This window comes from Bacillus sp. BS98, from assembly GCF_008432245.1.
Lineage (GTDB): Bacteria > Bacillota > Bacilli > Bacillales > Bacillaceae_G > Bacillus_A > Bacillus_A toyonensis.
In genome coordinates this window covers 4,732,736-4,746,291 of record NZ_CP043830.1, presented here as the reverse complement: position 1 = coordinate 4,746,291, position 13,556 = coordinate 4,732,736, and the positions used below count along the sequence as shown (strand labels likewise).

The following is a 13,556-nucleotide window of genomic DNA, read 5'->3' as shown; positions in this document are numbered from 1 at the left end:
CAAGTAAATGAAAGGTCTTTTGTTATGCACTATGCACACGATTATGTTTGTTTTCTTTTCTATACGTAAGGAGCTGAGGAGTGAAAATACCAAACAATATAAATATAATTCCAATCCACTGCATAAGCGTTACAACTTCATGTACAAGTGTAATAGAAGCGATAATGGCCGTTGGTAATTCAGCTGCTCCTAATATTGTACCAAGTCCTATTCCGACTTTCGGTACACCAATTGAAAAACAAACGACAGGTACGACAACGCCGAACAATCCGAGGAAGAAAGCATATTTCCATAGACCGGCTTGCAGGGCACCATCTGTTAAAAAGGTTGGCGGGAAGAATAGGCAGACGATAAGGGTAGCACTTGTTGTCATGAGAAAGCTTTTCGTATAAGGCGGAACATCTGTAGCAACGCGTCCACTTGCAAAAACATAGAATGAAAAAGAGACAGCAGCTAATAATCCAAAGATAATACCTTTCGTAGAAAAACTTTCTCCTAGACCTTCAAAGACACCGCCAGCAAACAATGTACCAGTGAATAAAATGATGATAGATATAACTTTTTCACGGCTTGGAAACGTTCGATTTGCAATAGCTTCGATGACTACTCCGATCCATGTGAACTGGAAGAGTAGAACGACAGCGATAGATGCTGGCAGTTCTTCTACAGAAATAGCATAGAAAATACCAGTCATACTCATTGTTGTGCCGACTGTTAATAATGACAAGAATTGCTTTTTTGTTACTTTATGGCGTGAAAAGAAAAGAACGAGCAGAAGTAGTCCAATCCATCCGAAGACATATTGTCCCCCTAATAGTTGATGTGCTGAAAATCCGTTAATAAATCCGAGTTTGAAAATAGTTGAAAGCACGCCGTAGCTACAAGCACCGAGTAAAACGAGTAGTGAATACTTAAACTTCTCCATAAAAATCCTCCTTTTAAAATAAAAAACGCCCGCTATCCAAATAAGGACAACGGGCGAACGAAACAGAGTAACATACTCTACAAAATTCCGCCATTCATACAAAGTATGAATTTGGGGTATGAAATTACAATAGGTTTTACATTGCCTTTGGGAATACAATGGAGCATTTTACACCTTGAGGTGTGTTTTGTATTCCATAAGGAAACTGATGTTTATCTAATATTTGTTTTACAATATATAACCCAAGACCACTACCTTGTACTAAGCCATGTTTGTCAGGATTTGCGCGATAGAATGGCTCAAATAAATGGGCAAGTTTATCTTCATCAATTTGAGAACCTGTATTTAATACTTCTAATGCGTAACCGTTTGGCTTTTCATAAAGCTTTATATATACATGCTGATGGTCAATTGTATAATGAATTGCGTTTGAAATAATGTTAAAAATAGCAGTTTGCATAAATTTAGGATCAGCTAAAATTTGTACATCTTGTTTAATGTTAGATTGAACATTTAATTGTTTTACAGATACAAAATAATCTACTTTCTTTATAACGTCCTCAATAATATTAGTCAATGAGATAACTTTTAAATTGGGTTTAAATTGAGGGTTTTGTATTTTGGATAATTCTGACACCTTTTCCGTTAATATGTTAATATCTTGCATCATCTCATATGAACGTTTTAAATATTTATCTCTATCTTTATAAGCGCCAATTCCGTGAATCATGCCATCGAGTTGTCCCATAACGGCTGCGATTGGTGTTTTTAATTCATGGGATATCATAGACATAAATTCTTTACGAGATTGTTCTAATTGTTGTTCCTTCTTGATTTCATTTCTTAAATCTTGATTGCTTTCATGTAAATTTTTCACAATAGTAGGTACTTGTGAGGCAGCTACTTGCAAATTAAAATCTGTTTGATCTGTATTTTTGTTAAGTAGCTTTTTATCTGAGAAATCAAGATTCATAATATCTTTTAAAGCATCGCTCATATATTGGAAAGGTTTGGCGATTATTTTTGCGTAGATTAAAGATCCAAGCAGAGATAATGCAAGCATTGTCGCCCCAATATGTGGAGCTAATTGCTGCAACACATCTGTTAACGATGGATTATCATGTGTATCATTTGTTTTACTTGCTGCATTTTGTGTATGTAAGGCATCATTGTTAGTAACTTGCTTTTCCGCTTCTGTAAGTGAAGACGTTGTGTTACTTTTCCCCGGAATATTTTGTGCATGTTCTTTTGCTTTTGCAGTTTGGCTAGGCTGCAAAAGATGATTGATGGCTGTAGAGAGTGTATTCATGTCTATTTGAGAAGATTGAAAATTAGAGATGCTACTCTCTGACACAGCTTTATTTTGCTTTGTTTTACTTTGGTCGTTTTGTTTGTCTGATTCCGCTTGTTCCGCAGTTTGTGTTCCAGACGCTCTCAAACGATCTTTATCGTAATTTGAGGCTAGAAAATAAATAATTTGATAAAGACAAAGTGATAACAAAATACAAAATAATAAGGTTTTGATGAATATATTTTTGGTGATGTTGTCTTTGCTACGATTCGATTTTGTAGCCAATGCCTTTCACCGTTTTAATATAAGGAATTTCTAATTTTTTTCGTAAGTTTTTAATATGTGTATCTATAACTCTCACATCACCAAAATGTTCATAGCCCCATACCTTATTCAACAAATCACTTCTTGATAGTACTTTTCCCCGATTTTGCAGTAAAGTATATATAATTTCAAATTCTTTTGTAGTCAATTCAATTTGATTACCATGAACATAAGCGGCATATGCTGTAGAATTTAACATCAATTCATGGAATTGTAGTATAGTTGCAGCTTCTGCTTCCTTCGTTGCTGCCCTTCTCAATACAGCTTCTACACGTTTTATAAATACGGTGTAATGGAACGGTTTTGTAATATAGTCATCAATACCTAACTCAAATCCTTTAATTTCACTTTCTTCATTATGTAAGCCTGTTAGCATAATGATTGGTACATCAGATTGTCCTCGCATAATTTTACAAATACTATAGCCATCTATATCTGGTAACATTACATCGAGGAGGACAAGGTCGTATGAATTTTTTTGGAAAAGAAGAATGCCTTCTGTACCAGCACCAACTACATCAACAGTAAAGTTTTGTGCCATTAGAAATTCACGAATAAGTTCTTGTATATCTGGGTTGTCTTCAATCACCAGTATATGCGTCATAGTAACACCTCCTAAATAACGCTTTTTACTGCAATATTCGAATTCATCATTTTTCGGATGACTCAGATTGTTTATACATATAATAAGCCCCCGCTATAAAATAGTAATGAAAGTAGCAAGGGGGATTGTTTAGTGTCACTGAATATTTCAGAATTACAGTAGTTCTATTATAGTATGTATTGTAAAATTTATAAAATATTATAACTGTATAATTTTAATATCCATGTTTATCAATGTTACGATGATGTTGAACGCAATCTATTTTTATTATATATGTAAATACAGTTGTTTTGCTACTGTAAATGAATAAATAAAATAAGCCAAGACATAAAATTCTTGGCTACACGTAAATCTTGTTCTTAGGTTAATTTACAGTGACAGTAGCTTGCTGCTGAATGCGCTCAAATAACCAGTGAATATCATTGTTAAACATACGAATACAACCAAGTGTTGTTGCTTTCCCGATTGCTTGATTATTGTTAGTTCCATGAATCGCATACGTTGTTCCGTAAGTTCCTGCCATATTTAATCCGAGCCAGCGGTCCCCAAGTGGATTACGTGGATCGCCGCCTTTAATTTTTCCTGTATAGTAAGGACGGTTTTTAATTTTATTTACAATTTGAAAAGTACCCTTAGGTGTAGGTGTTGCTGCTTTTCCAGTAGCGACAGTGAAACTTTTTATGAATTTTCCATTTTGATAATAATCCATTTTATTTAGTTGTGTGTTTACGATAAGCTGATCTTTCGTTGTAGCTGCTTCTGCAGTAGTGAATGGAAGAGTTAAAAATCCTAATGATAATAGCGCACTTAATAATAATTTTTTCATTATATTCTCCTTTTACTTCTTGTAGTAGTCTTACATACAATGAATTTGTAATCCTCGTAATGCTTGATTAACATTTTCATCTAATGTTTCAAAGAAGGTAGTAATCTTTGGATTGCATTTGTTGTTTTTATCAATAAGTAATCTTTCGTTTAATAAAAGCTCACCATGTAGTCCAAAACTTTGAACTTGAATATTTAGTTCATCTTCAGTTTCAGAAATAATTGGTAAGAAATAGTGAAAAGCTTTCGTTGGAATGATGTAGCTTTTGCCAATCATGCTTTCTGGATTTGAATTCACCCATTTTCTAGTGACAATCTTAATGTTCTTTTTTGAAACGATAAAAGACAGCGTAGTAGATTTTGTTAAACTTACGTCAAATTCATTTGTTTCACATATTTGTAAATTAAAAACGGTTTCATTTTGATGAGATTCAACATTCGTATTAATAAAATCGTGCATTTTATAAGCTTCCATTTCTTATTCACCCTTTTTTCAATTTCGAAAAGCGACTTATATTTATTCAATTTAATGTTTAGTCATATATTAGCTAAATTTTTCAACAAATTCCGATATAATCTTACAATACGTATATGAAGCTAATATGAAGTTCGTATGAGTTTGTGGTGGTTTTTTATAGATAACAAAATAAGATAGTTTTTTAGTGTTAAAAATTGGATAAAAAATGTATATTAATGGATTTCATTCGCGTGATATATAGTTGTTAGCTTGTTTTTAAATGCTAATAGATATAAGTAAATAGAGAACAAAAAAAATTAGTGTGAGCCTTACAAAAATGTAATAAAAATGTAAGCTATTGTGATAGTTATTTCGACATTTTTTTTATACAATAATAGTAAGAAGTTGTACGTGACTGAAAGGAGAGATGACATGGAATGGGTTCATGAATTATTTCAGCAATACGGGTATTATGTTGTACTTGTCGGGTTGCTGTTAGAATATATTGCGCTTCCGTTTCCGGGAGAGCCAACATTAGCATATGCGGGATTTTTAGCACAGAAGGGTGATTTAAGTTTACCAATTTTAATTATCTTATCCTTTATTGGGACAAGTGTAGGAATGACGATTCAATACTTTTTAGGAAATAAATTAGGTATGCCTTTCGTTCAAAAATATGGGAAATACGTATTTTTAACACAAAGAAAAATCGACTTAACAAGAATGTGGTTTGATAAGTATGGGTACTTCCTGATCTTTATCGGTTTCTTTATTCCTGGTGTACGCCATTTTACAGGATACTTTGCAGGAATTATTAATCTACCATTCCGTCGTTTTGCGATTACAATTTATTCAGGTGCTCTGTTTTGGGTGTCATTCTTCTTAATCGGTGGTTATTGGTTAGGTGGAAACTTACATGATATTTTTGGGGTGTTAGAAGGTCATATTGGTAAAATCATTTTTGGAGTTATCGTAATCGTAGCAATTACGCTAGGCATTCGTTTCCGTAAACAGTTAAAACGAGTATTGTTACAAAACGCAAGTTAATATGGAATCCATTCTATGTCAAAATTTAGGAAGGCGGTGCAAAAGCACTGCCTTTTTTATTTTATCCCGCTATTTGTCGGGCTGCCCGTAAAAGTCCGATTGGTGAGGGTTGATAATCAGTGGGGGATGAACAAAACCCCCACTGATTAAAGTTTCATTTTATGTTCCAATCTATTTTTAACTTTCCTTTTAGCTGATTTCCGCTAACTATAATGTAATAAGTTCCTGTCTTAATTGCCGCGAACTGGTATGTATTAGGTCCAGCTGGAGCTAAATAATTTTCTTCCTCTTGAAATTCACTAGCCATTTTTATGTCCCCCATGTAGCCATTCGAATTTTCAGCTCGTGATTCAATGGTGAATTCTAATATGTCCCCTCGTTTTAGTTCAATTGGGACTTTATGTTTACCACTAAAATGTTGAAAAGATGCTTCGAAAGAGTTATCTGTTTTTGTTTCGACCCATTGTTCTTTTGATGTTCCAAACCTTTCTAAATCTACTAAGTTAATTGTGATAAATATAATAAACACAATGCTTGGTACGAAATATTGTAGCCACTTAAATTTTGTTGCTATAACTGTACATAAATAGAAAGAAAGAGAACATAATGCACCAATTGATCCGAGGAACAAGAACTGTATTAGACTAGCTTCTTTAAATGTTAGGAAGGGAAGAAAAAATAAATAGCCGCAAAAAATATAAAGTAATAATGTCTTCAGTCTTGTATGTGTTTTTAATTTCAATTTATCGATGCAAATAGAACAAAAAAATGCATATGCAGCAAGAATAGGAACGAAGGGAACATATAGCAGTTCTCGTAATCCAGCTAAGAAACTATATAATGTTTGTTGACTAGTTGTTAAGAGAAGCGTGCTAATAAATAATAATAATAATAGGAAAGTCGCTGTAAGCTTAGTAAGAATATAGGAAAAAGTAGATGTTTTATTCATATGTCACTTCCTTTGTTTAATATTTCACATTCATTATATAGGTTATTTTCATCATAATATATCCTTATTTTTGTCAATTATTATAGTCGTAATGACAATTATAATTGACAAAAATAAGGATATTATTTACAATTTTAATTAAATAAATGAAAAAGAGGGAAGATATGAAGCTTCAAAATCGAGTGAGGGAATTGCGAGCAAAGCATCGTTTATCACAAGGGGATTTAGGGAAAGCGATTGGCTCATCACGGCAAACGATTAGTTTAATTGAGCGTGGGGATTATGCACCATCTATTGTATTGTCGTTAAAAATCGCAAAAATTTTCAATGTACCGGTGGAGGAAATATTCACGTTAGTGGAGGGGGAAGAGGAAGATGAAGAGTAAACGAAAAAAACAATTTGATTTTGTGGGGAAAATAGCATTAAGTATGATGGGTGGTTTTTTAACATCTTATATAGCTTTAGATTTACTCTCGGATGAACCGAGAAAATTATCATCTAATCTATTTATAGGTGTATGTACTATTTTTGGAATTTTAATGATGTACTACACTTGGAAGAATACACGTATGTTAGCGGAAGCACGCGATGAAGAAGAGAGCGTACAAGGCAGAAAATTAGGCATTATAAGTATATATTTACGTGTAGGTGATATAGTTACGCAGGCATGGTTTGTATATGCAGTTATTACATGCAGACGTGCACTGGTGCAGGATACAAATGTTTCATTTGCGGTGTGGAATTTAGTAGCTTCTATTGTCTGTTTAACTACTGTAGTGATTATCGGGCTCATAACAAAAAATCGTTATAATAAGCTATATCCTGAACAAGGTGTAACATATATGGAATCTATGAAAATGTGGACGAAAAACGCAGATGAAGGATTAAAACACATTGTGCATGAGGCTGGATATAAAGCGTATGAATTTACGAATACAATATTAGCATATGTATGGTGGGCTGCCGTTATATATACAGCGGCTAGTAATATCGATTTTGTATTAATTGGCTTAATCTCATTTATTTGGATATTGCATCTCGGAAAATTCATGTACGAAATGCAGAGGAAAATGATTTATTAAGGAGAGAAAAGAGTGGATATTTTAAGAAGGCCAGCTAGTTCAATGACGGCGGCGCTAGTTTTGTCCATTTTATACGGAGTAATCCGAACTGGAAAATTAGAAGTAATGTTGAATATATGGGCAGTATTTGGAATTGTATTATTAGTGTTAGCCATTCATGAGCTAGGGCACGTACTATTTGGCTTGATAGGTGGTTTGAATTTTAAATTTATGACAGTAGGACCTATCACTGTTCAAAAGGAAAAAGGCAAATTACGCATTCGAGAAAATAAATTATGGGCGTACTTTGGTGGCGTGGTGATGTTAGCGCCGTCTTCTATAGAGACACCGAACCTTTCAAAGAAATGGGCATGGATGACTTTAGGTGGGCCAATTATGAGTTTACTATTCGGTATTACTTCAGGTTACATATATATGGTGAGTTATTATCAATATCTTTTATATTTTTCCGTTTTCCACTTTGTGATTTTTGCAGTTACAATCGTGCCGATAAAAGGAACGCTTCTGAGTGATGGTATGCAATTTCTCATTTTAATTAAAGATGATGAAAAAGCTAAGCAGCATTTATATACGATTCAAATATCGAGTGAGTTATTTAGTTATAAAAGACCGAAAGATTGGGATGAGAGATTAGTAGAACTTAGTGAGGAAAAATTAAAAGAGGATAAAAGTATAAGAGAGATAATGAGCGGACTTATGCTCGTCTTTTATGCCCGAGCTGATCAAAGGGGAATGGAAAGAGCAATACCGTATATAGAACAAATTGTTCAACTATCTGTAACGAAGGAAAATAAATTTTTCGTTAGTAGTTTTCATAGTTGGTATCTTTTATATAAAGCTCTTTATCAGATAAATAGCCTTTCTCTGCAAGAAGCAAAGGAACATGCAAAGGCCATTACCAAAATGGATTTAAACGGATATTACCGTACACAAGGAATTATTAAATATTTAGAGGACGATATGGAAGCTTCCCGCACTTATATGAAGAAAGCTGATAAAGAATTGGAGAGTGCTGAGAAGAGTGGAATGGGATATTTACAAGTAGAGAGAGAATGGTTTGAGCAGCTACAGGCGAGGGTATCTTACGATGGGTGAGGTATCCTCTTTTTTATATGTCATCTTATAACGTTCCATAAACAGCCTAGGACGAGTAAAATAAGATAAGAAGAGCAAAGCTTGGAGGAAGTAAATATGGAAATTTTATCAATTGTTTTGATAGTCTTGCTCATTTATGTTGTTTTTAAAGTAGCATATGTAGCATTAAAGATACTCGCGATCCTATTAATTATCTTTTTAATCGTAGAGTTCGGCAGTAAGTTGCTTGGGGGATAGGGTATGTTGTGTGTTTCGAGTGTCGAAGATTGTCGTTAAATCGATATCTTGTGTCGAATCGTCGATATAATGAAAAAATCGTTGATATAAGTGGAGAAACGATCGATATATTTGAAAAATCGTTGATATATTTAAGTGAATACTAAGTGGGGTATATGGAAAAGAAGTTGCCGTGGAGGTAACTTCTTTTTATTTTGGTGATGGAGTATGAACAGGAAAGAATAGCAAACAAAAAAGCCGGAAGATATTCTTCCAGCTTACGAGTTACTTTCAATTTGACGACCATTTTCTTCTTCAGTGTCTTGTAAAAGATTGAATACATCTGCTAGGCAGAATGCGATAAACCAAGTCCATAGACCGTGGAAGAAAGCAGAGCTTAATTGAAGTGGTAATGTATAGTTTGTCATTGAGTAGGAAATACATCCACCAACGATTCCGATCATTGTTAATAACATTGTTTTTTGAGCATTTTCTTCTGGATTGAAGAGGAAATAAATGTATCCGCCTAAAATTGAAGCGCTTACAAGTGTTTCGATTCCATTAAAAATGATATTCTCTCCAAGCTGAGTGTTTGTCCAGAAGCAAATCACACCGCCGATAATGGCAAACAGGACAGCTATTGTATATCGTATATATTGATTCATATGTTCATCTCCTTATGTAATAAGATGATTTGGAAGTCAAAAAGGTAGGTATAGTATATTGAAGTGAATTTTAGTTGTACGTATCTTTTTATAAAAAGATTAGTGAAGAATAACTAAGATGATCGGTTTTTAAACCGTTACGTGTATGGTGACTGAAATATACCCGACTTCTCGTTTCTTTTTGTTTGTAAAATATGAGAAACTTCCAAGTCTATATACTCTTTTTTTGTGAGTCTGTTTTCATTATAACACATTTAGGGACACAATAATAGAATTATCTGATTTTGTAATAAGTGTAAAAAATAAAAAGCGCAAGGAATGTTAGTTCCTTGCGCTTTTTTATATGCGTTTGAAACGGCCGACAATTTCAACTGTTTCAGTAATGTTCATGAATGCTTTGTTATCCACTTGACGGATAATACGTTTCATTTCGCCTAACTCATATCGAGTCACGACAGTGTAAATCATTTTTTTCTTATGGTTTGTATAGCCGCCGACAGCATCTACCATTGTCACCCCGCGTATGCCGTGATGTAATAGTGCGCTTTTTATTTCCTCACCTTTTTCTGTAACTGTCATTATCGTTAATTTAATATGTTTTGTATGCACGGCATCAATTACTTTGCTGACTACAAACCGGCTAATTAACGTATAAAGCGTAATATCCCATCCGAAAATAAATCCTGCTGCAACAAGTAAGATCAAGTTGAATCCAAAGATGATTGCTCCAATCGAAATATCTCGATGTTTTGCTACAATCAATCCAACGACATCAAAACCACCTGTTGAAGAAGCAAATCGGAATATGATTCCTGAAGCTGCTCCGCAAATTACACCACCGAATACAGAAGAAAGTAAAATATCGTCTGAAACTTGATGTACTGGGATAATGTTCATCGCTAAAGATGATACAGCTACAAAATACGCTGTTAAAAAGGTTGTCTTCTTGCCTAAGTAAAAGTGACTTAAAATAAGAAGAGGAATGTTTAGTAAAAAGATAAGTGCACCGATATTGTAATGCATTAAATAACCGATAATCATCCCTACACCAGCAAATCCACCGCTAATCATATTATGCGGGATAAAAAACATGTTCATAGAAATTGCATACAAAATAGAAGCTATGAAAATAACAACCAACTGTATCATAAATTCTAAGTGAAATGTTTTAGCTGCTGGGAAAGATAAAAAGGCGGTGTCGGGAACGTAATCGGCGTCTCCTAGTTGACCCATAGTATGTTTCATCTCCATATTCATTTTTGATTACAAGAAGAGAATAAAGGTTTTTTCAAAAACTGGCAATAGTTTTATTATAATGCAAAAATTTTATAAATTTCTAATAAATCAAGCCTATTCATTGATGTGCGTGAATATACTAAAGAAAGCGAATACAATGTTTCTTAATTATTGTTTTCTTGAGAAAATATGCAAAATACTTTTTTTGAAAATAAAAGGAAATAGAGAATATTTGCCCGATGTGCTAAAATGAGCTTATTAAGGATGTGAAGCGATGGAATTTTTATTGCAGGATGCAATTCTATATATATCGTTTGTAACAACGGCGCTTTGTTTATTAGAAGTTTTCTTCCTTGCCAATGTTTCTCGCTTTGTGCGTCAGCAAGCATCGAGCGGTAAACAAAGAGCTTTTGCGTTAGTTGATACATGTGAAGATAGTGCAGGAAATGTAACGCTATTTTCTATTTTTTATAAATATGGAATGATTCGTTCTGTTCGCAGACAAGAATCAAGTGAAGAGAATGACGAGGTCGGTCCGTATACACCAATGTTTCGCTAAATAATTACGAAACATTGGAGGAATGAACATGTTAAAATCATATCGAGCTGTGCTCGTTAGTTTATCATTATTACTTGTTTTTGTTTTATCTGGTTGCAGTAATGCGGCCCCAATTGATGCACATAGTACTGGGATTTGGGATCATTACTTTGTATATCCAATCTCGTTTATGATTCAATTTGTTGCTCATCATATACCTGGAGCTAGCTTCGGGATTGCGATCATTATCATGACGCTCGTTATTCGTTCAGCAATGATTCCATTAGCTGTTTCACAATACCGTAGCCAAGCGAAAATGAAAAAAATGCAACCTGAATTGCAGAAGCTAAAGAAAAAATACGGTGATGTAAGCAAAGATCTTGAAAAACAAAAGCAGTATCAAAAAGAAATGTCAGAACTAATGAAATCAGGCGGTTGGAATCCACTTGCTGGTTGTTGGCCAATCTTTATACAAATGCCGATTTTCTCTGCTTTGTATTATGCGATTAGCCGAACAGAAGAGATTCGCACATCTTCATTTTTATGGGTGAACTTAGGACATGCAGATCCATATCATATATTACCGATTATTGCAGCGTTAACGACATTTATTCAGATGAAAGTTTTCCAATCTAATATCACACCTGGAGAACAAGTACAAATGCTAAAAATGCAGCAAATTATGATGCCAGCAATGATTCTATTTATGGGATTTGCGGCGCCATCAGGTCTTGTACTGTATTGGATTACAGGTAACCTATTTACAATGACACAAACAATTGTATTAAGAAAAATAATGGAACGTGAAGAATTACAATTACAAAAAGCTTAGAACAACGCCGCTCGTGATGAGCGGTGTTTTTTTGTTAAGTCGTTAAGGGAATTTTAAGAAACCAATATTACTATAGGCATTGTATACGAAAGTGTACATGCTTTAGAAATATGAAGGAGGAAATTTCCTATGAAGAAGAAAACAGTTGGGTATTTAGCAATTGCAGGTGCTTTATCATTTGGAATTATAGGAGGAGTGGGTGTACCAGCATTTGCGGCAACGAATACTCCAGCAGTGGATCAGCCTACAAAAACGGTGAAGAAAGATTTAGATGACGCTACAAAACAAAAAGTGAAAACAATTATGGACGATACAAAGAAACAATTAGAGGAGCTAGGTGTAAAGCTTCCAGAGAAAGAAAAACGTAAAGATATGCTTGCGGGATTAGATGATCAAACGAAAGAAAAAGCAAAATCAATTTTAGAGCAAGAGAAATCTGGAAAGTTAACACATGAACAAGCGCAAAAAGAATTAACAAAGCTAGGTGTGAAATTGCCGGAGAAGGGTAAACACAAGGATATGTTTGCAGGATTAGATGATCAGGCGAAAGTAAAAGCAAAGTCAATTTTAGAGCAAGAGAAATCCGGAAAATTAACACGTGAACAAGCAAAAGAAGAATTAACAAAGCTAGGCGTGAAATTGCCAGAGAAGGGTAAACATAAGGATATGTTTGCAGGATTAGATGATCAGGCGAAAGAAAAAGCGAAATCGATTTTAGAGCAAGAGAAATCCGGAAAATTAACACGTGAACAAGCAAAAGAAGAATTAACAAAGTTAGGCGTGAAACTTCCAGGGAAAGAGAAGCATGAAGACATCTTCGCGGGATTAGATGAAGCAACAAAGGCAAAAGCAAAAGCAGTTCTAGAAAATGAAAAGAAACAATTAGAGGAATTAAATGTGAATCTTCCACATCATAAATTTTTTATGAAAAAAGAAGATAAATAATTGAGTTATGTATCTTTCGTGTGGGCAACCGGAAGGTACATGCGAGGACCGATTTCTACTTATAGAAATCGGTCTCTTTTAATGATTCAATAAAATTCTTTTCATTGTTAGTATGTATCCAAAGATGCAGTAGAAGATTGCAAAACCGATAAACACTTCCGTATATTGATATTTACCCAATACGTAGAAGGAAACAGCTGGCATAATAGCTACCGCTAAAATGCTATAACCAGGATACTTTTGCCGATGCATGATAGCGAATAGAACGGAGAGAAACGTAGCGATGATACAAAAGACAGCAATCATTATTGGTGCACCTCCTAAATAGATTGTACCATTTTTAGGGAAATGGAGAAGTGTCGTACCTTCTGTTATAATATAAGAAGAGAAATATTTCTTATGTTATATAAAAAATATATTGATTTTTTCTAACAATTCAATATAATGAACAATAACTACAAAATTCGACATCAAGAAGTGATGATGAGGACATGATCAATTTTTTACGATTCTCAGAGAGGGAA

Annotated in this window: 17 protein-coding genes; 8 read left to right on the top strand and 9 right to left on the bottom strand. The window is 34.1% G+C overall.

Translation table 11 applies throughout. The annotated features are described in order from the left end of the window. Positions 1-22: 22 nt before the first annotated feature. The 5 genes from F0362_RS24875 to F0362_RS24855 all read right to left on the bottom strand — a co-directional run bounded on the left by F0362_RS24875 (position 23) and on the right by F0362_RS24855 (position 4,444). Positions 23-925, bottom strand: a complete 903-nt coding sequence (locus tag F0362_RS24875) for an EamA family transporter (protein ID WP_000410523.1) — start codon at positions 923-925, stop codon at positions 23-25. A gap of 136 nt (positions 926-1,061) precedes the next feature. Continuing rightward, positions 1,062-2,501, bottom strand: coding sequence for a sensor histidine kinase (locus tag F0362_RS24870; RefSeq protein WP_000201947.1), 1,440 nt, complete (start codon positions 2,499-2,501; stop codon positions 1,062-1,064). Next, the gene (locus F0362_RS24865; protein WP_000148831.1) at positions 2,479-3,144 is read right to left on the bottom strand and encodes a response regulator transcription factor; all 666 of its coding nucleotides are present in this window, start codon (positions 3,142-3,144) and stop codon (positions 2,479-2,481) included. Before F0362_RS24865 ends, F0362_RS24870 begins: the two co-directional genes overlap by 23 nt. 364 nt (positions 3,145-3,508) lie before the next feature. Beyond that, positions 3,509-3,970, bottom strand: coding sequence for a L,D-transpeptidase (locus F0362_RS24860; RefSeq protein WP_000735064.1), 462 nt, complete (start codon positions 3,968-3,970; stop codon positions 3,509-3,511). Positions 3,971-4,000: 30 nt separating this feature from the next. Then, positions 4,001-4,444: a DUF3978 family protein gene (locus F0362_RS24855; RefSeq protein ID WP_000388765.1), complete on the bottom strand. Its 444-nt coding sequence runs from the start codon at positions 4,442-4,444 to the stop codon at positions 4,001-4,003. Between the two features lie 414 nt (positions 4,445-4,858). Here F0362_RS24855 and F0362_RS24850 point away from each other — a divergent pair, with 414 nt between their 5' ends. Then, a complete protein-coding gene (locus F0362_RS24850; protein WP_000455364.1) occupies positions 4,859-5,473 on the top strand; it encodes a DedA family protein in 615 nt (204 codons plus the stop codon). A 154-nt stretch (positions 5,474-5,627) separates the two neighbouring features. Here F0362_RS24850 and F0362_RS24845 read toward each other — a convergent pair whose 3' ends face one another. Further along, positions 5,628-6,422 (bottom strand): hypothetical protein, encoded by a 795-nt coding sequence (locus F0362_RS24845; RefSeq protein ID WP_001044580.1) that lies wholly within the window; start codon positions 6,420-6,422, stop codon positions 5,628-5,630. Between the two features lie 164 nt (positions 6,423-6,586). On the opposite strand from F0362_RS24845, the gene F0362_RS24840 reads away from it, so the two are divergent. The 4 genes from F0362_RS24840 (at position 6,587) to F0362_RS24825 (ending at position 8,837) form a co-directional block, all read left to right on the top strand. Beyond that, complete coding sequence (locus F0362_RS24840) at positions 6,587-6,808, top strand: helix-turn-helix transcriptional regulator (RefSeq protein WP_000776159.1); 222 nt, start codon at positions 6,587-6,589, stop codon at positions 6,806-6,808. Further along, the gene (locus tag F0362_RS24835; RefSeq protein ID WP_000837707.1) at positions 6,798-7,505 is read left to right on the top strand and encodes a DUF3169 family protein; all 708 of its coding nucleotides are present in this window, start codon (positions 6,798-6,800) and stop codon (positions 7,503-7,505) included. Before F0362_RS24840 ends, F0362_RS24835 begins: the two co-directional genes overlap by 11 nt. Before the next feature lie 42 nt (positions 7,506-7,547). After that, positions 7,548-8,600 (top strand): site-2 protease family protein, encoded by a 1,053-nt coding sequence (locus F0362_RS24830; RefSeq protein WP_002093078.1) that lies wholly within the window; start codon positions 7,548-7,550, stop codon positions 8,598-8,600. 96 nt (positions 8,601-8,696) lie between these two features. Then, positions 8,697-8,837: a DUF3985 family protein gene (locus F0362_RS24825; RefSeq protein WP_000404759.1), complete on the top strand. Its 141-nt coding sequence runs from the start codon at positions 8,697-8,699 to the stop codon at positions 8,835-8,837. Between the two features lie 257 nt (positions 8,838-9,094). Here the strand turns inward: F0362_RS24825 and F0362_RS24815 are convergent, their stop codons facing one another. Next, positions 9,095-9,481, bottom strand: coding sequence for a DUF3938 domain-containing protein (locus tag F0362_RS24815; RefSeq protein WP_001077779.1), 387 nt, complete (start codon positions 9,479-9,481; stop codon positions 9,095-9,097). A gap of 339 nt (positions 9,482-9,820) precedes the next feature. Beyond that, positions 9,821-10,714 carry a YitT family protein gene (locus F0362_RS24810; RefSeq protein WP_000530041.1) on the bottom strand — a complete coding sequence of 298 codons (894 nt, stop codon included), beginning with the start codon at positions 10,712-10,714 and terminating at the stop codon, positions 9,821-9,823. A gap of 277 nt (positions 10,715-10,991) precedes the next feature. Here F0362_RS24810 and F0362_RS24805 point away from each other — a divergent pair, with 277 nt between their 5' ends. The 3 genes from F0362_RS24805 to F0362_RS24795 all read left to right on the top strand — a co-directional run bounded on the left by F0362_RS24805 (position 10,992) and on the right by F0362_RS24795 (position 13,032). Beyond that, positions 10,992-11,276: a hypothetical protein gene (locus tag F0362_RS24805; RefSeq protein ID WP_000394928.1), complete on the top strand. Its 285-nt coding sequence runs from the start codon at positions 10,992-10,994 to the stop codon at positions 11,274-11,276. A 28-nt stretch (positions 11,277-11,304) separates the two neighbouring features. Next, the gene (gene yidC / locus F0362_RS24800; protein ID WP_000920530.1) at positions 11,305-12,087 is read left to right on the top strand and encodes a membrane protein insertase YidC; all 783 of its coding nucleotides are present in this window, start codon (positions 11,305-11,307) and stop codon (positions 12,085-12,087) included. A 129-nt stretch (positions 12,088-12,216) separates the two neighbouring features. Then, complete coding sequence (locus F0362_RS24795; RefSeq protein WP_149890005.1) at positions 12,217-13,032, top strand: hypothetical protein; 816 nt, start codon at positions 12,217-12,219, stop codon at positions 13,030-13,032. 78 nt (positions 13,033-13,110) lie between these two features. Here F0362_RS24795 and F0362_RS24790 read toward each other — a convergent pair whose 3' ends face one another. After that, a complete protein-coding gene (locus F0362_RS24790) occupies positions 13,111-13,338 on the bottom strand; it encodes a hypothetical protein (RefSeq protein WP_000562240.1) in 228 nt (75 codons plus the stop codon). Between the last annotated feature and the right edge of the window lie 218 nt (positions 13,339-13,556).

What these genes read in the sequence shown, in the direction of transcription:
- F0362_RS24875 (WP_000410523.1), bottom strand. Translation starts at nt 925, where the DNA reads ATGGAGAAGTTTAAGTATTCACTACTCGTTTTACTCGGTGCTTGTAGC.
- F0362_RS24865 (WP_000148831.1), bottom strand. Translation starts at nt 3,144, where the DNA reads ATGACGCATATACTGGTGATTGAAGACAACCCAGATATACAAGAACTT.
- F0362_RS24860 (WP_000735064.1), bottom strand. Translation starts at nt 3,970, where the DNA reads ATGAAAAAATTATTATTAAGTGCGCTATTATCATTAGGATTTTTAACT.
- F0362_RS24855 (WP_000388765.1), bottom strand. Translation starts at nt 4,444, where the DNA reads ATGGAAGCTTATAAAATGCACGATTTTATTAATACGAATGTTGAATCT.
- F0362_RS24850 (WP_000455364.1), top strand. Translation starts at nt 4,859, where the DNA reads ATGGAATGGGTTCATGAATTATTTCAGCAATACGGGTATTATGTTGTA.
- F0362_RS24845 (WP_001044580.1), bottom strand. Translation starts at nt 6,422, where the DNA reads ATGAATAAAACATCTACTTTTTCCTATATTCTTACTAAGCTTACAGCG.
- F0362_RS24840 (WP_000776159.1), top strand. Translation starts at nt 6,587, where the DNA reads ATGAAGCTTCAAAATCGAGTGAGGGAATTGCGAGCAAAGCATCGTTTA.
- F0362_RS24835 (WP_000837707.1), top strand. Translation starts at nt 6,798, where the DNA reads ATGAAGAGTAAACGAAAAAAACAATTTGATTTTGTGGGGAAAATAGCA.
- F0362_RS24830 (WP_002093078.1), top strand. Translation starts at nt 7,548, where the DNA reads ATGACGGCGGCGCTAGTTTTGTCCATTTTATACGGAGTAATCCGAACT.
- F0362_RS24825 (WP_000404759.1), top strand. Translation starts at nt 8,697, where the DNA reads ATGGAAATTTTATCAATTGTTTTGATAGTCTTGCTCATTTATGTTGTT.
- F0362_RS24815 (WP_001077779.1), bottom strand. Translation starts at nt 9,481, where the DNA reads ATGAATCAATATATACGATATACAATAGCTGTCCTGTTTGCCATTATC.
- F0362_RS24810 (WP_000530041.1), bottom strand. Translation starts at nt 10,714, where the DNA reads ATGGGTCAACTAGGAGACGCCGATTACGTTCCCGACACCGCCTTTTTA.
- F0362_RS24805 (WP_000394928.1), top strand. Translation starts at nt 10,992, where the DNA reads ATGGAATTTTTATTGCAGGATGCAATTCTATATATATCGTTTGTAACA.
- yidC (WP_000920530.1), top strand. Translation starts at nt 11,305, where the DNA reads ATGTTAAAATCATATCGAGCTGTGCTCGTTAGTTTATCATTATTACTT.
- F0362_RS24795 (WP_149890005.1), top strand. Translation starts at nt 12,217, where the DNA reads ATGAAGAAGAAAACAGTTGGGTATTTAGCAATTGCAGGTGCTTTATCA.
- F0362_RS24790 (WP_000562240.1), bottom strand. Translation starts at nt 13,338, where the DNA reads ATGATTGCTGTCTTTTGTATCATCGCTACGTTTCTCTCCGTTCTATTC.